Source organism: Acinetobacter sp. 1000160 (assembly GCF_000588715.1).
Classification (GTDB): domain Bacteria; phylum Pseudomonadota; class Gammaproteobacteria; order Pseudomonadales; family Moraxellaceae; genus Acinetobacter; species Acinetobacter courvalinii.
Window position 1 is genome coordinate 55232 of sequence record NZ_JFWP02000001.1, and the last position, 20808, is coordinate 76039.

Here is a 20808-nt window from a genome sequence, read left to right on the forward strand (position 1 = left end):
TGTCATTTGACAAGGCTTTTTCATTTATGCACTCATGGCATCGACCGAAAGTTCCGCAACGGTCGGTTTTGGTTTCTCTGCGGTTAAACCTAATTTAGCAAACAGGATTTGATCCTTTCCTTCGCCGGCATTTGGTGTGGTTAATAATTTGTCGCCAGAGAAGAGCGAGTTTGCACCCGCCATAAATGCAAGTGCCTGATCAGAATCACTGAGTGATTCACGACCTGCTGAAAGGCGGATATAACTGTGTGGCATGATGATACGTGCAACCGCAATGGTACGGATCCATTCGGTAACATCTAGTTTTTCGACATCAGCAAGTGGTGTACCTTCGATAGGGACCAGCATGTTGATTGGGACTGATTCAGGATGGACAGGCATGGTTGCCAGTTCATGTAATAGACCAATACGGTCATTACGGCTTTCGCCCAACCCAACAATACCACCACTACAAACTTTCATGCCTGCTTGACGAACGTGATCTAAAGTATCCAGACGATCATCAAAAGTACGCGTGCTAATAATATGAGAATAGTATTCGCGGGAAGTATCCAGGTTGTGGTTGTAATAATCTAGGCCTGCATCTTTTAAACGCTCGGCTTGTGACTGGTTCAACATACCTAAGGTCATGCAGGTTTCAAGGCCTAATGCTTTTACTTCACGTACCATTTCAAGCACATATGGCATATCACGTTCATGCGGATTACGCCATGCAGCGCCCATACAGAAACGTGAAGAGCCTGATTCTTTGGCAGCCTGTGCTTCACGAATGACTTTATCAACCGCAATACGTTTTTCAGCTTCTAATTTTGAATCGTAATGCGCCGATTGCGAACAATATTTACAATCTTCAGGACATTTACCCGTTTTAATGGAAAGAAGGGTGCTGACCTGAATCGAGTTGGCCTGGAAATGTTGACGATGTACGCTTTGCGCTTCAAAAACTAAGTCTAGAAAAGGTTGATCATATAGAGCTTGGATTTCATCACGAGTCCAGTCATTACGTAAGGTCATTGTTATATCCATGATGATTGATGACAAACATTGAGACTAATCATACAGAAATCGTGCCAAAGCCAAAGGGCAAAAAACATCATTTTTCTATTTGGGGCATATCTGCCTGTTGCAATTGCTGTTGAATTGCCCAGTCAATATGCACATTGACAATCTCGTCGTGCCACGTTTTTGCATCTTGCAAGGCCGTGACAATTTCAGCTGAGTATGGAGCATTTCCAAGGCCGATTGCAATATTACGTTTAAAGGATTGATAACCAGTACGGCGGATCGGGCTGCCTTCGGTATTGGCAAGAAAAGTGGCTTCATCCCAGCGCCAGATCTCCAGCAGGCTGATATTATCCAGACCATGCCTTGGATCAAAATCCGGAATGGAAGCAGTTTTGGCAAAGCTGTTCCACGGGCAAATCAGTTGACAGTCATCACAGCCGAAAATACGGTTACCAATACCCGAGCGTAATTCTTCAGGAATGATGCCTTTATATTCAATGGTTAAATAAGCGATACATTTTCGTGCATCCAGCATGTAGGGCTCAACAATGGCTTGGGTCGGACAAATGTCGATACAGGCGGTACATGAGCCGCAATGTGCAGTTGCAGGTTGGTCAAAAGGCAGTTCCAGTGACGTAAACAGTTCACCTAAGACAAAGAAAGAGCCTGATTTTTTATGAATGAGTAGGGTATGTTTCCCGGTCCATCCCATGCCTGCACTTTCAGCCAGCGATTTTTCAAAGATCGGAGCAGAGTCAGCAAAGGGGCGCGATTCAAAATCACCGACTTTTTCCCGGATACGCGTGGCTAAAGTCTTTAGCCGTCCACGCATGACTTTGTGATAATCACGGCCCCGTGCATAACGCGCAATAATGGCTGAATTTGGTTCAAATGGAACATAACGGGGCTTCGGTGATGCCACAAGATAGTTCATGCGCACACAAATAATGCTTTTTGTACCGGGCACAAGTAAGGTTGGATCTGCACGTTTTTCCAGATTTTCCTCTAAATAGTGCATGTCTGCATGGTATCCGCGTTCTAAATATTCTTTAAAACGTGGCATTTGATCTTGAGCATCTGGTTTGGCAATGACACAATCAGAAAAACCCAAATCCAAAGCTTGTTGTTTAATCCAAGCCTTCAGTGCTTGTGGATCGAGCTGCTGTAGTTCAATCTGTTGAGATTGCGTCTGAGATGAGGAGGTTGAAGCCATAAACCAAGAATGAGGGAGAGAACATGCAAGGTGTAGTTTACCATAGCCAGAGTATCCAAGCATGGGAACAGCGTTGGTTTGCTCAGCAAAATTCATCCTTGGGGCTAATGCAGCAAGCCGCATGGGTGATCTCGCAACAGTTAATTCCGCAATTTAAGTCAAAGAAAATTCAAAAGATCGCAGTCTGGTGCGGACAAGGCAATAATGCTGGAGACGGCTACTATATGGCTGCCTATATGAAGCAGCAGGGAATAAAAGTGACCGTGTTTGCGACAAAACTCGGACAATCAGCGGATTTACAACAAGCTGCAGATTATGCGCAGTCTTATCAAGTCGATATTCAAACCATCGATTATATATTGTCAGAAACAGCAGTCCATCAAGAAATTCCAGGTTTTGATTGTCATATTGATGCCTTATTTGGCATTGGCTTGAATCGGGAACTCGACCAATATTGGCAAAAGATTATCCAGCTCTTTAATGCCCAGACAGGGTTAAAAATCTCGATTGATATTCCCAGCGGTTTGCAAGCCAACACAGGCCAGGCTTTACCTGTTGCGATACAGGCAGATCAAACTTTTACAATTTTGGGTTATAAGGCTGGCCTATTCACAGGTCAAGGCAAGCAATATGTTGGCGATTTACAGTTAGTCAGCCTGATTCCGCCAGATACACAATTAAAGCCGCTGGCTTATCTGTCTCCCGAAACAGTGATCTTGCCCAAGCGGCAAGCCTTTGGACATAAAGGCAGTTATGGCCATGTATTGGTGGTAGGCGGTCATGCAGATATGGGTGGCGCCGTTATCATGTCGGCTGAAGCCGCTTTTCATGCTGGAGCTGGCAAAGTCAGTGTAGTCTGTCATGCCAAACACCATCAGGCTATTCTGGCACGCTCACCTAATATTATGGTTAGAGACATCAATCTTCTGGATCAGGAGGGCATCGAGCAATTACTTGAACATGTCGATGCGGTAGGTTTGGGTATGGGCTTAGGACGGGATCAATGGGCTGAACAAATTTATCAGCAATGGTTTGTGCGACTGAATCAAAATTCTCATTTAGACGTGGTACTTGATGCCGACGCGCTCTGGTTTTTGGCAAAAGATCCACAACAGTTAAATAATCATGTGTATGCCACCCCGCATCCCGGTGAGGCGGCGACCTTGTTAGGTTGTAGCGCCAAGGAAATTGAACAGGACCGTATTGCAGCAATTCAGCAGTTGCAGCAAAAGTACGCTGGTCAATGGGTACTTAAAGGCGCGGGCAGTCTCATTTTAGAGAAAGAATTAGTCATTTGTACCCAAGGCAATGCGGGCATGGGTACAGGTGGAATGGGTGATGTACTGGCAGGCATGATTGCCAGTTTAAAAGCACAGTTTCATCAGCAGATTGCTTTGCATGAAATCGTGAGCTTACATGCACAGGCAGGTGATCTGTTGGCTGAAAAGGGGATGCGCGGATTACAGGCGCATGAAATGGGCAAAATGATTTATCAGGTAGTCAATCAAAATGACTAACGGCGTCTGCTGCTGACACGGCTGCGGCCACGAGCCATGCCACCTAATGCATTAAGCACAGCCATTTTACTCATACTGCCCGAAGCATGGGCATGGCAAATGGCGGCAGCTAGGGCATCGGCAGCATCAGACTGTGGTTTGATGCTCAGGTTCAGTAAACGCATCACCATCATCTGGACCTGTTCTTTATCTGCTGCGCCGTAACCGACCACAGACTGTTTAATTTGTCGTGCGGTATATTCAGCCACCTGTAAATCCAGATTAACTAGAGCGGCAATTGCAGCACCGCGTGCCTGACCGAGTTTCAATGCCGAATCGGGATTCTGCGCCATAAAGACTTGCTCTACCGCTGCTTCAGTTGGACCATGAAATTTAACAATCCGTTCAACCCCGGCAAAGATACGTTTTAAACGTTCTGGCATTTCTTGGGTTTCGGTACGAATGGTGCCTGCATCGACAAAACGTAGTTTATTGCCATCTTTTTCGATAATTCCGTAACCTGTTAAGCGTGAGCCGGGATCAATACCAATAATTAATGACATGTCGAACTATAACAATAAAAGATTGTTGATATTGTTACATAGCAGGCTTTTTGATGCATATTATTTTTGTAGGATTTTGAATTATAACAAAATAGCAGATTTATTAAGCAAATTCGGTTTGTTCGGTTAATTATCCTGCAATTCGGTCTCATTTCAACAGTTTGATCGATATGGCTTAATCTGAGGGGATTTTGATCAATTTGTATTTAATTTAAGCGTTAGAGCGTAAATTATGTGATTTTTCTAAAAAAAATTTGCATTGTGGGGGAGATGGGCGTATAAAGCATCTCATTGATCGAAGATGTTGATCAATATGTTGTTGCGGGATGGAGCAGTCTGGTAGCTCGTCGGGCTCATAACCCGAAGGTCGTTGGTTCAAATCCAGCTCCCGCTACCACTTTTAAAGTTAATCGAATATTAGCTCTGTGATTATTGAGTTGTTGTTATCTGAAAGATTAGACAGCAATTAAGTTAGCTGAAATAACCCTAAAGAAAGCTAAAAATTATTAGATTCTAGAATTGTAGTTTGCCTCTCTCCATATATCTAGCGTTATAGTAAATCCAAATCGATCACTTGAGCTCAGGAATGAGTGATTTTGTGTTGAAAATTATTAATGAATGGCGTGTAGCCAAAGCCAGCAATGGCAATGAAATTTGTGTGCAAATTATCCCGATGAAACGTCAGCAAAATACGTTGGATGGTTTCAAATGGGTGGAAGTTGGAAAGAAAATCCAGCTAGAGTCAGGTCGGGAAATCGATTTTAATCTAGATGGCAAAAGCTTCTATACCGATGTTAATCAGCTTTATCGATTAACATAGATGATTTACGCACTTGAAGTATCTATTGGTTAAAGATAGATTGAGTTAAATCAATATTAATAATTTGATTTAACTCATAAATGAACAAAGTTTAAAGGTTTAAAAGTATGTCTGATACAGTTACTGGTACTGTTAAGTGGTTTAACGAAACTAAAGGTTTTGGTTTCATTCAAGCTGATTCTGGCCAAGATGTTTTTGCTCACTTCAGCGAAATCCAAAGCAATGGTTTCAAAGTATTAAACGAAGGCCAACGCGTTTCGTTTGTACTTGGTCAAGGTAAAAAAGGACCACAAGCAACAACAATTAAAGTTATCTAATAAGATTGCTTGAAAATGAAGCTCACTTTAGGTGGGCTTTTTTTATATCTGAACAAATTGCCGTTTGGGTCTTTACCCATAGCTGTGCTGAAGTGAATTGTAGGGCTAAAAGTTGAATTTTGCATAAGAAACCAGGCTTAAATTTAAATCTTGATGCAAAAAAATATTTTGAGCAGAAAAAACAAAAATATTTTTTATTTGGCTAAATCTCAGTTTTTAGATGCTAGATCGCTTAGCCTCTACAGGTAATTTTTTGATTTAACAGTGAATGTTATTTACAAATGATTTGGTTTATTAAAGTCCAACCTCATCTATTTAGGGGATAAAACTATCTATACTTCTCTCAATCTACTATCTCGTATGGCTTAAAGTTTGGTATGCTTGCAGTATCTGTCAAATAAAGATAGATTAAGTTAAATCATGATTAAAAAATTTTGATTTAACTTATAAATGAACAAATTTTAAAAGGTTTAAAAGTATGTCTGATACAGTTACCGGTACTGTTAAGTGGTTTAACGAAACTAAAGGTTTTGGTTTCATTCAAGCTGATTCTGGTGAAGATGTTTTTGCACACTTCAGCGAAATCCAAAGCAAAGGTTTTAAAGTATTACAAGAAGGCCAACGCGTTTCTTTCGTACTTGGTCAAGGTAAGAAAGGACCACAAGCAACCCTTATCACTGTTATCTAATTTTTAGACCAGTAAAAAAAAGCTCACACACGTTGTGGGCTTTTTTTGTGATGAAAATAGTGTGGAGTGAACGGTCTCAGCATTTGCTAATGGGCTGCTTGCTTCTATTTGCACGCTAAAATTCGATGAAATAATATGTTAAAAATTTATATCATTATTTTAAGGTATAATTTTTAAAGCAAAACAGGCTTATAATTATTTGAAATGTATTATAAAAGTTATAGGGATGGCAGTAGGGGAATCGCTGTGCCGATCAATAAGTCAGGCTATTTGGGTGCGATCAATAAATATTCATTGTGCCTAAAAAGTAAACTGGTGTATAGTAAATTACAACGAGAAGAATAACGCTGCTGATTCAGTAAATCTTGCATTTCATCATTTGAATAAACCTTTCGTTTTATCAGATCTAATCTCAGAGTTTATGATTCCAAGTTACGTGCTAGCAAGCACCCCAAAATTTATTAAATAGGTTAAATATATGTCGAATACTGTGACGGGTACAGTGAAATGGTTCAACGAAACCAAAGGTTTTGGCTTTATTCATGCTGATTCTGGACAGGATGTTTTTGCTCATTTCAGCGAAATCCAAAGTAGCGGTTTTAAAGTTTTACATGAAGGTCAACGTGTGACATTTACCATTACCGATGGTAAAAAAGGCCCACAAGCAACAGGGATTACGGTTGTTCCCTAGAACACTAAAAAAACCATATAAAAAAAAGCTCACCTTCGTGGGCTTTTTTTGTATCCCTGTTTTTGGATTGCTCTAAATTAAATATTTAATTATTTTGAGTTAAGCGCCTATTTTTGTCATAAAACAACTTTTTTGTGCAAAATTTGTGCTAGTCAGGACTACGACTTTTTGCTAATTTTATTGTGTTAATTTATTAGGCAAATTAACAAGTGCAGTACATTTAATGAGCGTTAGGGTTATGGAAAACTTGGAGTCGTATGCTCAAGGGTTTGAGCAGGAAGTTCATGTACATTGTAAAAGATCTTTAGGCACGTTGTTGTTTAGCTTTATGGTTCTAATTGCAACCAGCCTATAGAAATGAAAAGCACCTTCGGGTGCTTTTTTAATGTTTTTAAAATTTGTCGCCATAGCGCTTTTCTAGAAAATAAACTATCAAAAATATTGAAAGATTCTGGTTTTATTAATCACTGTTTTGGCGGTAACCTTGTCTTATTGTGAAGTAAGAAAATTTATTTTTTGGGTGAATTTCAAATGTTTAACGGTATTAATAAACCAATCCATTTAGATGATGTGGTCTTTAAGGAAAGTAAAGCATCTCAAAATTCGAATGAGTGGAGCTGGGTCAATCCTAAGCATGGGGAATTTGAACATCCAGCCAATTATTATGAGAGTTCTTTAGACGACTGGCATACCTTTGATGCACTCAATTTGGACCAAGTATGTGATGTTGTGGTGATTGGTGGGGGTTTATTGGGCGCTTCGGCAGCGTTGCATTTGTCGGAACAGGGCGTGGATACGATTCTGGTGGAGAAAAACCGCATCGGTTCATCTGCTTCTGGCCGAAATGGTGGACAACTCACACCTGGTTTGGCCCGTTGGGAAGCGGAAGAAATGATCAAGCGTTTTAGCTATGAAGATGCGAAAAAGCTTTGGCATTTTACCTCTACCGAGGCAATGTCCTTAATCGACCAGATCAGTGAAAAATATGATGTTGAGCTGGCGCGTAAGCGTGGACATATTACCGCTGCGGTACATGAGGGGCATCTTATTGCTTTGACGCAAGGCGCAGATGCCAGAAAGTACTTAGGTGAAAACAACACCACGGTGATGGGCGAATATGAACTGAAACAATTGATTAAATCTGACCTGTATAAAGGTGGACTGGTCGATGATTTGGGTGGTCATATCCAGCCGCTGGCTTTAAACCGTGCTTTGGTACATGGCTTTTGTAAAAATGGCGGTCAAGTATTCGAGCAGACCGAAGTATTGTCTATTTCTGAGCAGGCTGACGGGGTCTATGTCAATACGAGCGGCGGTACCATCAAAGCGCGTAAAAGCGTTGTGATTGCCGTGCATCACAATGCTTTTAAATTATTGCCTGAGAAAAAACAGACAGCGATTCCATTTCATACTTATATTGCGGTGACCGCACCTTTGGAGGTGCCGTTGACCGAGTTATTACCGCAGGATCATCCGGTCTATGATACGCAGTTGCAGATTGACTATTATCGTGGTGTTTCGAAAAACCGTTTATTATTTGGTGGGCAAGGAACCGGCACCAGCTGGAGCGTAGGGCGTATCAATCAATATTTGCTGGGCCGAACCCATAAAGTGTTTCCGCAGCTCAACCAGGTAGAGATGGACTTCTGCTGGAGTGGCGTCAGTGATCTGACCGTAAACGGGGCGACGGATAACCGTAAATTTGGAGAAAAATATCCAATTTATGCGGTGCACGGCTGGAGTGGTCATGGTGTGGCTCAAACCGTAAGGATCGGTAAGGCGATTGCGGATGATTTTTCTGGTTTAAATACCGATTATGCAATGCTCACCAAAATCCAGCATAGTGATATTTTATTTGGACGTTTGCTGGCGCCGTTGGCGATTCCAATGTCAAAAGGCTGGTATGGTATGACAGGCATGTTGAATCCCGGGAAAATGGTCTCTTTCTAAATATTGATCTATCTTGTCCCTAAAATGTGCCTCTTATCTAGAGGCACTTTGCATCTTGGTTTTGTAATGTTGGGCTATGGAACAGGGCCGTATAAAAATCCATTAATGAATCTGGCTAGATTTTATGCTTTAGTAAAATGCACTGCGTGTGCTAGGCTTGATAAAAAAGAGATCAGCTCATGGATATCATACAAGTCAAAGATTTTCCGGCATTCACTGGCTATACGGAAGCGATTCTGGCAATGGACGCGTGGATTAATACGCGACCTTATTTTTATATCATCAAAGAGCACTATTTGGTCGATGAGGCGATTCGGTTGGAATATATTATTATCCAATAATAATTAGGATTTGAGAAAAAGGAGATTCTGTTTTGAATCATGATGCAAGAATAGATTCATTCTGGGAGGACGTGAACATAGCTGATCAAAACAAAGTGACGTATTTGTTAGAAATGTTTGAGCGTGGTGTTCAGCAAAATGAGACTGATACACTTGAATTTGTAGTCGATGTGGCATTTAAAATAGAGAATCTGGAAATCAGAGCTTCGGCACTAAATCATTTATTATTGTTGGATGGACATGACCAGCACCAAATGATAACCAAAGAATTGCAAGGTCTTGCTCATCCATCAAGCGTCGCAATTATTGCCAGAATCCTTGAACAGGATTTTAAGCGTTTTGAATATACTGCTTCTGACGATGGTGTTATTGCAAAATGGTTTAGTCATGCTTTAGCAGATATTGGTACGCTAGATGCAATGGCTGTGTTAAAGCGCTATGCACAAAGTCAAAATCAAGACATTGCGCAGGAAATGCAATATCGCTTAAGAAAAATAGCAAATAAACAAAAAATTATAGGCAGATGAGTAGGCCGGAAAGTTAAAGCCTTTAAAAGGCTTATAAGTACTTTTAAAAAATTATGAATCGAATATAAGTTTGCATCTTGTTTCAAATCATTGACATAAAAAGTTAAGTTATTTTGTTATCTTTGCTTTTTCACTTTATCAGAATTCAAATTATGAAAAAGATCTTACTTTTAGGTGCAATTGTCGCTTCATTAGCAGCGTGTTCAGCAACTCCAAATAAAGATATGACGCCACCAAAAATTGGTATGCCTAACCCAGCAAGTAAATTCTGCGTAGACCAGGGTGGACAACTGGAAATCCGCAATGAAGCCAATGGTCAGGTGGGTTATTGCAAATTACCAAATGGCCAGGTGGTTGAAGAATGGGAACTGTTCCGTGCAAGCCAGCCAAAATGTATCGCTGACGAAGCAACCAAGTTAATCGGTCAGTCGGGTTTAACAGAAGCACAGATTAAACAAAAAACCAAATCTGAAATTGTTCGCAGTGTGGGTCCAAACCAGCCTGTTACCATGGATTACCGTGAAAATCGTGTGACCGTAACGATTGATCCTCAATCGAAGAAAATTACCCAAGCAACTTGTGGCTAATTTTTAAAGACGCTTTGGGCTCTCAATTAGATCAAATTTAATTGGGAGCTTTTTTATACAAGCTTTTTTACAAGACTTGATAAATTTGAAAATGTACCCATCATTAACTTTATTGGGTTTATTTTATTTGTTGTGTCAGGATTGATTCATCAATATTGCACAAGGTTTTAATTTTAGAGATTTGACATGAATCTACTTCTTATCGTGGTATTTGGCACAATTGCCGAGGTTTTAGTCTGGATTGGCGTGGGTGACCTCGTTGGAAGTATGTGGTATGTCTTTTTCTGGTTCATCATCGCATTCTTTATTGGTTTAAACCTGTTGCGTTCAAGTGCTTCAACGATTATGCCGCAATTACAGCAAATGCAGATGACAGGTCAGTTGGGTGGTGATCCTGCTGTTACCAAGAAACTGGCACTTGCGATGGCAGGTTTCTTATTGATGATTCCTGGTTTGATTTCTGATGTGTTGGCAGTATTGGTCTTGATTCCACCAGTTCAAACCGCATTCCGCAATGCCTTGATGAAAACTATGGCCAAACGTCAGCAAGCCATGATGGATAAAATGATGGGCGGTATGGGTGGCATGAGCGGTGGTGCAGCAGGGCAAAATCCGTTTGCTGATCTAATGCGCCAGATGCAAGATATGCAAAACCAGCAACAAGGTGGTGGTCAGCATCGGGACTCAACCATTATTGATGGTGAAGCACGTGAAGTAAAACCGGATCAGAAGCAAATTGAATTTAAAGATGTGAATTAATTCATTTCATTTTTATAAAAAGCACACTTTATTTGGTGTGCTTTTTTATGTTTGGTCTTTGGGGTGGGCTGGATCGGGTGATTCTGGATTGGTAGACGTAGCTGTTTCTTTGGAAGGCGGCTGATATTGGCTCGGTGGCAGGGGGGTCACCTCGTTTTCTGACTGTTGGTACTTGCGACTACGATTGGCGCGTTCGCGAAATCCACCTTTATTGATCAATTGGGCCATGCGTTACTCCACACTGCGTAAAATCTTATTTTATCAAATTACATGAAAGATCAAAATAAAATGAACAGCTTAATCATTGAGTCAAACTTAAGATTCTAATCAAATTGTCATAAAAATTTGTTAATTTGAATGTGTAGGTCAGAAAACGTGATTGAATTATGGTTTTTTTTCTCATAGGATAAAAGTGTGACATATGAGTATTTGTTGTAAAAAGAAAATAAAAAAATAAAGAGGAGATATGAATGATGTTATATCAATATCATTGTGCATGTTGTGACAAGGTCGTTGCATCAACAGATAAAGAGTGCCCTTATTGTGGTTCTCAGCATATTCGCAGCCCGTATGGCATGTGGATGTTTTGTGTTGCTGCCTGTCTGGCAGTGGTGGTTGTGATTAAACTTGCACATTTATATAGTCAGCATCATCAAGAAGATCAGCCAGTGCAAAGCAATTCGCTGCTGGAGATGTTCAAACAGGACAATACCAATTCAAATAAATAATTTCTGGGGCAATAAAAAAGCTCGCCATGGCGAGCTTTTTTACAGTAGCGGAATTACAGTCCAGCAGCATCCTTAAGGATGTCAACTTTATCGGTTTTTTCCCAGGTAAATGCAGAATCAGAACCTTCACGGCCAAAATGACCATAAGCTGCTGTTTGCTTATACATAGGTTGAATCAGATTCAACATACGGGTAATGCCATATGGACGTAAGTCAAAATGTTCACGTACAAGTTGAACAATCAGCTCATCCGATACTTTGCCGGTATTAAAGGTATTGATTGAAATCGAAGTCGGTTCAGCAACACCGATTGCATAGCTCACCTGAATTTCACATTTATCTGCCAAACCAGCTGCAACAATATTTTTTGCTACATAACGGCCCGCATAAGCCGCTGAACGGTCAACTTTTGATGGGTCTTTACCAGAGAAAGCACCACCACCATGACGCGCCATACCGCCATAGGTATCTACAATAATTTTACGACCTGTTAAGCCACAGTCACCTACAGGACCGCCAATGACGAACATACCTGTCGGGTTGATGTGGAACTTCGTGCCTGCATGGAACATTTCAGCAGGAATGATCGGTTTAACGATTTCTTCGATTACAGCTTCTTTTAACTGGATTTGAGAAATTTCAGGATCATGTTGCGTTGATAAAACAACTGCATCTAAACGAACCGGTTTGCCATTTTCATAAGCAAAAGTCACCTGGCTTTTCGCATCTGGGCGTAACCATGGTAATGCACCTGAACGACGTAATTCTGCTTGACGCTCCATTAAACGGTGCGCATAAGAGATTGGGGCAGGCATCAGCACATCGGTTTCACGGCTTGCATAACCGAACATCAAACCTTGGTCACCTGCACCTTGATCTTCTGGCTTCTGGCGATCAACACCTTGTGCAATCTCAGGAGACTGTTTACCGATCATGTTGATCACGGCACAAGTTGAACCATCGAAACCTAAATCAGAATGGTGATAACCGATTCCATTGACGGTTTGACGTACAATCGCTTCAAAGTCCACATTTGCTGTCGTTGTGATTTCACCAGCAAGAACAACCGCACCTGTTTTTACTAATGTTTCACAAGCGACACGCGCATACGGGTCTTCTCTTAGGATTGCATCTAAAATTGCATCGCTAATTTGGTCAGCCATTTTATCTGGATGACCTTCGCTTACAGATTCTGAAGTAAAAACAGCATACTCGCGCATGAACGTCCTATCATTGGTATTTTCAAAAAGACAGAGTATGTTACATCGACTTGGCGCATAGGACTAGCACAAGCTGACTAAAAAGCGTGAATTTATTTCATTTTCATGATGTTTTTATTGATATGTGTATCAGGGAAATTGATATTTATAGTTTTTGATATGAATAAATCTGTAATTTACTGTTTAAATTTTTTACAAGGAAGCACAGACGTCGCCTATCGTATGAACATTTACACATTTAATGTTAAATGATTGCGTGAAAAACAAGAAATATCGTGTATTGGACTTTACCCCTTGGCGTTTTTTTAAGACAATAGTCTCAGTTTTTGAAAGATGATTTCTCATCTTCTCTCATCTTATTTGATTTAATCGGATTCTGACTTATGACAACCCCTTTAAATGAACGTCGTATTGCAAACGCAATTCGTGTCTTGGCAATGGATGCTGTGCAACAAGCAAACTCAGGGCATCCAGGTGCACCAATGGGGATGGCAGATATCGCTGACGTAGTTTGGCGTGAATTTTTAAATCATAACCCGACCAACCCGCAATGGGCGAACCGCGACCGTTTTGTGTTGTCGAATGGTCATGGCTCAATGTTGCAATATGCGTTATTGCATTTGACGGGTTATGATTTATCTATTGAAGATTTAAAACAGTTCCGTCAATTACATTCTAAAACACCGGGCCACCCTGAATATGGTTATGCGCCTGGTATTGAAACTACAACTGGTCCATTGGGTCAGGGGATTGCCAATGCAGTCGGCTTTGCATTAGCTGAAAAAACGTTGGCTGCACAGTTCAACAAAGATGGCTTAAACGTTGTTGATCACTTCACTTACTGCTTCCTTGGCGATGGCTGCTTGATGGAAGGTATTTCTCACGAAGTATGTTCACTTGCAGGCACATTAGGTCTGGGTAAGCTAATCGCATACTACGATGACAATGGTATCTCGATCGATGGTGAAGTTGAAGGCTGGTTCAGCGATGATACTGAACAACGTTTCAAAGCTTATGGTTGGCAAGTGCTTCGTGTAGATGGTCATGACGCTGATGCAATTCGTCAAGCGACTGTAGAAGCGAAAGCTGAAAGCAACAAACCAACGATCATTATCTGTAAAACAGTGATTGGTTTGGGTTCACCAAATAAACAAGGTAAAGAAGACTGTCACGGTGCACCACTCGGTAAAGACGAAATCGTTTTAACCCGTGAAGCATTAGGCTGGAAAGAAGATTCATTTGTTATCCCTGAAGATGTTTATGCAGCTTGGGATGCAAAAGCAAAAGGTCAAAGCTCTGAAGCAGCTTGGAATGAATTGTTTGCTCAATACCAAGCAAAATATCCAACTGAAGCAGCAGAATTATTACGCCGTATCAATGGCGATTTGCCAGCTGAGTTCGCAGCACAAGCAGATGCTTTCATTGCTGAAACCAATGCCAAAGCTGAAACCATTGCGACACGTAAAGCAAGCCAAAATACGCTACAAGCGTTCGGTCCATTACTTCCTGAATTATTAGGTGGTTCGGCTGACTTGGCGGGCTCTAACTTAACACTTTGGAAAGGTTGCCAAGGTGTTCAAGAAAATCCAGCGGGCAACTACGTGTACTATGGTGTGCGTGAATTCGGTATGACAGCAATCGCGAATGGTATCGCTTTACATGGCGGTTTTGTTCCTTACGTAGCAACATTCTTGATGTTTATGGAATATGCGCGTAATGCAGTACGTATGTCTGCATTGATGAAGCAACGTGTGATTCATGTGTATACGCATGACTCAATCGGTTTGGGTGAAGATGGTCCTACGCATCAGCCAATCGAACAAATTGCATCATTACGCGGTACACCAAACTTAAATACTTGGCGTCCATGTGATACGGTTGAAGCTGCTGTTTCTTGGAAATCTGCACTTCAACGTAAAGAAGGCCCATCTGCGTTAATTTTCTCTCGTCAAAACTTGCCATTCCAAGCGCGTAATGAAGCTCAAATTCAAAACGTTGCAAAAGGTGGTTATGTACTTGCTGAAGAGAAAGGTGAGTTGAAAGCAATCATTATCGCAACAGGTTCTGAAGTTTCATTAGCAATGGAAGCATATGCACAACTTGAAGGTGTGCGTGTGGTGTCTATGCCATGTGCCGAAGAGTTTATGAAGCAAGATGCTGCATATCGTGAAGCGGTATTGCCTGCGCATATCCGTGCACGTGTAGCGGTTGAAGCGGCTCATGTAGACTACTGGTGGAAGTTTGTTGGTTTAGACGGCAAAGTGATCGGTATGACCACTTACGGCGAATCTGCGCCAGCAAAAGACTTGTTCCAGTTCTTCGGTATTACTACTGAAGCGGTTGTTGCTGCGGTTAAAGAATTGACTGCTTAATTGAATTAAGTGGTATAAAAAAGCGTCCTGATTCAGGGCGCTTTTTTACATTTGTGAATTGAGTTTCTTAAAACAATAGTGATAGAAAGTTAAAGAAATTATGAAATACTCTTTGGTTTTATAGGGGAATAAAAATTATTATGAATTACATGCACCCATATTTATTTTCAATAATTTGTAGAATCGCAGCTAACCAGACTTATTATTTTGAGTGTGATGAATGGCGTTTAAAACTTAGAGAAGCTTTATTTGAACAAAGTACAATGGCTGATCTCGATATAGGTTTTGATACAGAAATTCTTTGCACAGAAGATCCAAAACAGAATCTATGCAAATATCAATTGTTTAAATATACAGACAGTTTAATTCAGAGTTTGAACAACATTGAAAATTTATCTACTTGGCGGGTCTTTGGCGTCAATTGTATTGATACGTATGAAACACATTTTTTGAAGATGGCAAGCTTGGATATGGTTCATAATTTTGAAAAACCAGAGTTTTTTCCGCAGTATAAGACAAAAATTATAGAACTGATTAACCTGCTTTTAACCAATAAATATGGTTATGAGTTAAGAAGTATCGATGAAAAATATATTAAATTGGACCAGAAACAGGGGCTTTTCTACTGTCCAGATGACAAAAGTGAAGTGAATTGGTATGACTTAATTTATATGATTATAAGCCCAGAAGCAAAACAGATCATTCCTCAGCATATGTTGGAAGAATTTGATTGTCAGGAACTAAATTATCAGTTCAAGATTAATTTTTTGTAAAATATGGTCTTTAACATAAAGACCATATTTATATCTCTTACCCAATACTTAATTCACTCTGAATCGAAATATTTGAGGTCAATAACTTATGAATCGGGCAGCTTTCCGCAACTTTTAACAAACGTTTGTGCTGATCTTCGGTAAATTCACCTTTTAAGATAATTTTACGTTCAATATTGTTGTGTCCTGATTCAGGTTCACCATTGGGATTTAAGGCTAAATCCACCTGCACATGCTCAAGCTTGATGCCTTTGTGATTGGCATACATTTCTAAGGTAATGGTCGTACAGGCACCTAAAGCTGACAGTAACAGCTGAACTGGGTTGGGTGCAGTATCTTGACCACCTTTATCGGCTGGCTCATCTGCATACCAGCTATGACCAGAAGAATCTGTCAATGTAACGCGATAAGGTGTTGAAGTACTAAGTGCTTGAGCTGTATGTGTCATATTCTACCTTGTTGTTTATCTTTGTGAATTTAAATCTATATATGAACTGATCGTGTTATTTCTCAGATCAATTGTCGAGTAGCGGTTAGTCTTATGATAGGCGTTTTACATAATAACTGTAACGCTTTTATTGTTGCATGGATGAAACATATCGTTTTATAAAGACTAGTGAATAAAAATACTTGATCTATACACTAATGGCTATATCAAACAAGGATACCAAAAATGCAATTTAAAACATTAAGCCTCGGTTTAGCAGTCGCTTTAGCTAGTTCTGTAACGTTGGCTGCGCCAGTCGATTATAAAATTGATCCAACACATACTGCGACAGTATTCAGCTGGAACCACTTTGGTTTCTCTACACCAAGTGCAAACTTCACTGATATTCAGGGTACAATTAAAGTTGATAATGCAAAACCTGCAAACTCATCAGTTGAAGTCACGATTCCTTTAAGCAGCGTCAATACTAATGTGCCTGCCTTAGACAAAGAGTTCCAGGAAGAAGCATGGTTTAATGCTGCAAAATATCCAAACATTACTTTCAAAAGCACCAAAGTGGAAACTAAAGACAAAAAGCACTTTAAAATTACAGGTGATTTGACTGTGAAAGGTGTAACTAAACCTGTGGTATTAGATGCTGTACTGAATAAACAAGGCGAGCATCCAATGGCGAAAGTACCTGCAATTGGCTTTAATGCAACCACCAGCTTTAATCGTTCAGCATTTGGTATCGGAAATTATGTGCCTAATGTGGGTGATAAGATCACTGTGAATATTACAACTGAAGCAACTGCTGCAAAGTAATATCGAAATTGATCAAAAAGCCTGAATGACTAGCTTATTCAGGCTTTTTTATTTGCCTATTATTCATGTTTATTATTAGTTTTCTAATATTTGTTTATTATCAGAATACTAATTTTTTATACTAATCCGTCACCTTTAACTGTGTTTTATCTTTGAACGACGTTTGGATTGGTAAATATAACGAATCGAATCGACCACTTCACCCACGAAAATACATTCTTCGTCCAAGGGAATAATATTCGGTTTAAATTCCGGATTAAGCGCCTGTAAGTATCTCGAATTATCAGTCTCGATCACCAGTTTCTTGAAGGTGGCATCTTCATGTTTTCTCACAACAATCATATCACCTGATTGCATATCACTATACTGGACGGTTGGATCAACCAGAATGTAATCACCTTCATGAAATACAGGATAATTACTTAGACCTTGAACTTTAAGATAAAAACACTGATCACAATCATCGGGTAGCGGTAACCATTCTTCAACCTGAGCCATATCAACAGCTTGCACATTGGTAAAAATACCGGCTTGCACCCATGACAAAACAGGTGCCATCTTGGCCTGAACCGGAGAAATATTAATTGCATGTTCGGGCTGGAATGGATCTGGATCGGCTTGTCCTTGACCAGTTTGCAGCCAGTAAGCATCAACACCTAAGTATTTGGCGATAGAGGGAAGATGCGAGGATGAATTCACTAATCCTGTTTCCAGTTGGCTTAAAGCGGACTGGGTTATTCCGACAGCGGCAACCACATCTTTTTGAGACTTCTTTGCTCTTTTTCTAGCTTCTTTGAGCCTATCTTTTAGCATTTCAATCGACCTGAATATTATTAAATTCAGAATATTAGCAAACTAATGTGAAGTCAAATTAGTATTCTTATTGATTTAATATTAGTTTGCTAATATTATGGTCGTATTAATTAAATTTCAATGTGAGAGGTGGCGTATGGGCAAAGCAATAACTCCAAACATGCATATCAAACAAAACTTAAATGCTGAAATTGAAGCCTGGTTGGCAAAAGGCAATGCAATCACCCAGATTCAAACTAAATTTCAGCCACGAAGAGTGGAATACAGTAAAAAACTAAAAGCAATGCGACTGGAAGATGAGCAGAAACAGCTCAAAAAACAAAAACGTATCGACAATCAAGCAACGCAACAACAGATTACGATGCTCAGCAACTGGCTCAATCAACACAAGGGTAGAGCCAAGTCTCTGGTTGAAGTGCTCGGCTGTGCGCATAGCTATATTTCTCAAATCAAGAGCTTTACCCGCCCATGTAGCAAGAGCCGATTTGAAGAGATCAAACAGGCCATGCACTGTGTGGAGCAAACAGAAAAATATCATTAATTCAAAGATGAAAAGAGACAGCAAGGTAGCGTCAGGTCGTAAATAAAGTCATGACATGCACAAGCAAACACGAACATGATGATTCAAATTGGCAAAGGATCTATTACTTGAGAGACAACATAGATCATGCCAGAAAAATAAATAATGAGATGAGGTGAAAATATGAATGCGATGGTAACTAAATTTGAAAAGTTTGAGTGGTTAACTCATGGTTTAACGGTAAGTTCTCCAGGTTTTGATCCTTACGTGCGTGGCACAGGCGAGCGTTTAAGCTATCAGGATCGTTTAGGTACGATTGCTGCAATGGATACGCAGTTGGCCAAGTCCGTGACCGCATTGATTGTGTTTGAAAATAAGTCAGCTACAGATTATGACTATGTCCGTCAGTATTTGGCAGATATTTTTATTAAACAGGCTGAACGAGATAAAAAGCGTGAACCAGAACGGATTGCCATGTATCACTTGGCCTGGTTGGTATCTCGAATGGTGCTGGATTTCGTTTTAAACCCGGAACTGGAAGAAAATTACACAGCGAAAGGACGTTTGGCCTATGCTGGAATTCATCGCCATCAACTTAATGTAGAAAGCTATCGAAAGACCTGGAAAACTTATGAAAATCTGATGGTTAAAGCATTAGAGTCAGCTATTGAAGAAGCAGAAATCGTGATTGAGCAATATCGTAAAAACACTTACAAAAATATGCATAACTAAGGATTCCATTATTTCGGAAAGCACGCTATAGTTTTACTATACTGGTCGTATTAAAGATTAAATATGACAAAACTTGAAAGCTCATCATAGATGGGCTTTTTTGTTGCCTAATGAAAACTCGGTTCCGTCATGGAGACCGAGTTTTTTTATGTCTAAAACCTGGAATTGGTTTGAAATTTATAAAGAATTTGAGGTATTTGAAAATGAAGAGTACAAATAATATTAGCTATTTAAACCAAGATTTAACGCGTTTTTCTTTCGCTACTATTGTCCCGTCTTGTATGCAGATCACACCAGATGCTGCGGCTGTGACCCTGATGGAATCCAGCCCGTATCTAGGTGCCTTAACAGTAGTCGAAGATATGCAGGAACCCGCTCTTAGTTATGATGATTATCAGCTTATCCAGTCGCGCAATATGCTAGCTGTGTCTGAAGCTAGATTTATACCGGATATTGCGGTCATTCGACCTGTCAGCATGCAGGGTCTTATTGCACCGCTACAGGGCAATCGTGATTACAAAATCAGCATCGGTGAACAGGCCGAGACTTTAATCCTTTTTAAACACGGACAAGATCATGTCACGATCAGTATAGAAGGCAAAAGAGTGTCAATGTTCAGTAGTACTGATTTACCCATCACCCTAAATGATTTTAATAAAATCGAGAATCTGGTGATTCGGGTAACAGCAAATGCTGTACAGTTGTTAAAAATCAATGATAAGACTGTCCATACACAGGCCTATCAATTAGATATGGATTTCGAATATGTGCAACTGGAGGCAACTGAACTGCCTTATGATCTGTCCAATGTCTTTATCCAGTTTGGATGGGCCGAGCAACTGACCAAGGCACCGTTCTTATCGGCCTATTTTCAGGTATGTCAGGGTAGTTTTTCCTTGAGTAACTCAAATGCATCTCAGCATGCTTTTATGCTTGCTGGACTTGCCTATCCACCAGAAAGAAAGCTGATTGCTGATCAGGTGAAACAGGGATTTGTCATTTACAGTTTGTTTGTGGATGAGAAGTTCACGGTGATATTAGGGGATTATGGCAGTATGGATAATGTCACTTTTACGCAAGATGAGCCTTGTTTAAATCCAGTAGTCACTTTTGAAATCACAGGCAAGCATTCGATGAATGTCTATATTGATGGAAAACTGATGGGGAGCTGGGTTTCAAGTCATGGATTAGAGTTACCAGAATTTTATCAAGTTATTGTATTGGATGGACTGACTCAACTGGATTTTGACTTAAGAGCAGCCTATGCAGCAGTTGGAGAAGAGATCTATGCTGTAAATACAAACAATGCAAAAAATTATGACTCAGTGCATAAATACAAGCTTTCGCCTAAGCGGATGAGAACAGGTCATTATTTACCTTTTTCTCATTCGCAGTATTTGCCGCTTTATCCACTGTGACTTTTTTAATTAGTCGGCCTCCC

24 protein-coding genes and 1 tRNA gene are annotated in these 20808 nt (G+C 40.2%); 18 read left to right on the forward strand and 7 right to left on the reverse strand.

All coding sequences use genetic code 11. From position 1 onward, the window contains the following. Positions 1–24: 24 nt before the first annotated feature. Both bioB and queG read right to left on the reverse strand, forming a co-directional pair. Positions 25–1014: a biotin synthase BioB gene (bioB, locus tag J699_RS18035; protein ID WP_032868928.1), complete on the reverse strand. Its 990-nt coding sequence runs from the start codon at positions 1012–1014 to the stop codon at positions 25–27. A 79-nt stretch (positions 1015–1093) separates the two neighbouring features. Beyond that, positions 1094–2218, reverse strand: a complete 1125-nt coding sequence (gene queG / locus J699_RS18030) for a tRNA epoxyqueuosine(34) reductase QueG (RefSeq protein ID WP_032868929.1) — start codon at positions 2216–2218, stop codon at positions 1094–1096. Between the two features lie 23 nt (positions 2219–2241). Here queG and J699_RS18025 point away from each other — a divergent pair, with 23 nt between their 5' ends. Beyond that, positions 2242–3735: a bifunctional ADP-dependent NAD(P)H-hydrate dehydratase/NAD(P)H-hydrate epimerase gene (locus J699_RS18025; RefSeq protein WP_032868930.1), complete on the forward strand. Its 1494-nt coding sequence runs from the start codon at positions 2242–2244 to the stop codon at positions 3733–3735. Here the strand turns inward: J699_RS18025 and ruvC are convergent. Continuing rightward, entirely contained in the window at positions 3732–4277 is a 546-nt protein-coding gene (gene ruvC, locus J699_RS18020; protein ID WP_005229920.1) for a crossover junction endodeoxyribonuclease RuvC, read from the reverse strand. The genes J699_RS18025 and ruvC overlap by 4 nt on opposite strands. A gap of 320 nt (positions 4278–4597) precedes the next feature. Here ruvC and J699_RS18015 point away from each other — a divergent pair. The 10 genes from J699_RS18015 to J699_RS17975 all read left to right on the forward strand — a co-directional run bounded on the left by J699_RS18015 (position 4598) and on the right by J699_RS17975 (position 10957). Further along, positions 4598–4674, forward strand: a tRNA-Met gene (locus J699_RS18015). 189 nt (positions 4675–4863) lie between these two features. Then, a complete protein-coding gene (locus J699_RS18010; RefSeq protein ID WP_005229922.1) occupies positions 4864–5097 on the forward strand; it encodes a hypothetical protein in 234 nt (77 codons plus the stop codon). A 107-nt stretch (positions 5098–5204) separates the two neighbouring features. Next, the gene (locus J699_RS18005; RefSeq protein WP_004661816.1) at positions 5205–5414 is read left to right on the forward strand and encodes a cold-shock protein; all 210 of its coding nucleotides are present in this window, start codon (positions 5205–5207) and stop codon (positions 5412–5414) included. A 478-nt stretch (positions 5415–5892) separates the two neighbouring features. After that, complete coding sequence (locus J699_RS18000) at positions 5893–6102, forward strand: cold-shock protein (protein ID WP_004771798.1); 210 nt, start codon at positions 5893–5895, stop codon at positions 6100–6102. Between the two features lie 478 nt (positions 6103–6580). Then, positions 6581–6793, forward strand: a complete 213-nt coding sequence (locus tag J699_RS17995; RefSeq protein ID WP_005229924.1) for a cold-shock protein — start codon at positions 6581–6583, stop codon at positions 6791–6793. 531 nt (positions 6794–7324) lie between these two features. Continuing rightward, complete coding sequence (locus J699_RS17990) at positions 7325–8743, forward strand: NAD(P)/FAD-dependent oxidoreductase (protein ID WP_032868932.1); 1419 nt, start codon at positions 7325–7327, stop codon at positions 8741–8743. Positions 8744–8922: 179 nt separating this feature from the next. Then, positions 8923–9084, forward strand: coding sequence for a hypothetical protein (locus J699_RS19435; RefSeq protein ID WP_005229928.1), 162 nt, complete (start codon positions 8923–8925; stop codon positions 9082–9084). Positions 9085–9116: 32 nt separating this feature from the next. Further along, complete coding sequence (locus J699_RS17985) at positions 9117–9611, forward strand: hypothetical protein (protein ID WP_032868934.1); 495 nt, start codon at positions 9117–9119, stop codon at positions 9609–9611. Between the two features lie 152 nt (positions 9612–9763). Then, complete coding sequence (locus tag J699_RS17980; protein ID WP_005285230.1) at positions 9764–10198, forward strand: DUF333 domain-containing protein; 435 nt, start codon at positions 9764–9766, stop codon at positions 10196–10198. Positions 10199–10384: 186 nt separating this feature from the next. Next, on the forward strand, positions 10385–10957 hold the full coding sequence (locus J699_RS17975; protein WP_005285233.1) for an FxsA family protein: 573 nt from the start codon (positions 10385–10387) through the stop codon (positions 10955–10957). A gap of 45 nt (positions 10958–11002) precedes the next feature. Here J699_RS17975 and J699_RS17970 read toward each other — a convergent pair whose 3' ends face one another. After that, entirely contained in the window at positions 11003–11185 is a 183-nt protein-coding gene (locus tag J699_RS17970) for a hypothetical protein (RefSeq protein WP_032868935.1), read from the reverse strand. 242 nt (positions 11186–11427) lie between these two features. Between J699_RS17970 and J699_RS17965 the strand changes: the two genes are divergently transcribed. After that, positions 11428–11685, forward strand: coding sequence for a hypothetical protein (locus J699_RS17965; RefSeq protein WP_005229937.1), 258 nt, complete (start codon positions 11428–11430; stop codon positions 11683–11685). 53 nt (positions 11686–11738) lie between these two features. Here J699_RS17965 and metK read toward each other — a convergent pair whose 3' ends face one another. Beyond that, a complete protein-coding gene (metK, locus tag J699_RS17960) occupies positions 11739–12905 on the reverse strand; it encodes a methionine adenosyltransferase (RefSeq protein ID WP_004771809.1) in 1167 nt (388 codons plus the stop codon). A 383-nt stretch (positions 12906–13288) separates the two neighbouring features. On the opposite strand from metK, the gene tkt reads away from it, so the two are divergent. Both tkt and J699_RS17950 read left to right on the forward strand, forming a co-directional pair. Beyond that, complete coding sequence (tkt, locus tag J699_RS17955) at positions 13289–15277, forward strand: transketolase (protein WP_032868936.1); 1989 nt, start codon at positions 13289–13291, stop codon at positions 15275–15277. Between the two features lie 140 nt (positions 15278–15417). Then, positions 15418–16050 (forward strand): hypothetical protein, encoded by a 633-nt coding sequence (locus J699_RS17950; RefSeq protein WP_171070861.1) that lies wholly within the window; start codon positions 15418–15420, stop codon positions 16048–16050. A 37-nt stretch (positions 16051–16087) separates the two neighbouring features. Here the strand turns inward: J699_RS17950 and J699_RS17945 are convergent, their stop codons facing one another. Then, positions 16088–16498, reverse strand: a complete 411-nt coding sequence (locus tag J699_RS17945; RefSeq protein ID WP_032868938.1) for an OsmC family protein — start codon at positions 16496–16498, stop codon at positions 16088–16090. A gap of 225 nt (positions 16499–16723) precedes the next feature. On the opposite strand from J699_RS17945, the gene J699_RS17940 reads away from it, so the two are divergent. Next, positions 16724–17302: a YceI family protein gene (locus J699_RS17940; RefSeq protein WP_005229947.1), complete on the forward strand. Its 579-nt coding sequence runs from the start codon at positions 16724–16726 to the stop codon at positions 17300–17302. Positions 17303–17437: 135 nt separating this feature from the next. Here the strand turns inward: J699_RS17940 and J699_RS17935 are convergent, their stop codons facing one another. Then, complete coding sequence (locus J699_RS17935) at positions 17438–18115, reverse strand: LexA family protein (protein WP_032882659.1); 678 nt, start codon at positions 18113–18115, stop codon at positions 17438–17440. Between the two features lie 136 nt (positions 18116–18251). On the opposite strand from J699_RS17935, the gene J699_RS17930 reads away from it, so the two are divergent. The 3 genes from J699_RS17930 (at position 18252) to J699_RS17920 (ending at position 20785) form a co-directional block, all read left to right on the forward strand. Continuing rightward, positions 18252–18656: a hypothetical protein gene (locus tag J699_RS17930; RefSeq protein ID WP_032868940.1), complete on the forward strand. Its 405-nt coding sequence runs from the start codon at positions 18252–18254 to the stop codon at positions 18654–18656. 162 nt (positions 18657–18818) lie between these two features. Next, positions 18819–19367: a hypothetical protein gene (locus J699_RS17925; protein WP_032868941.1), complete on the forward strand. Its 549-nt coding sequence runs from the start codon at positions 18819–18821 to the stop codon at positions 19365–19367. A gap of 203 nt (positions 19368–19570) precedes the next feature. After that, on the forward strand, positions 19571–20785 hold the full coding sequence (locus tag J699_RS17920; protein ID WP_032868943.1) for a hypothetical protein: 1215 nt from the start codon (positions 19571–19573) through the stop codon (positions 20783–20785). The last annotated feature ends 23 nt before the right edge of the window (positions 20786–20808 follow it).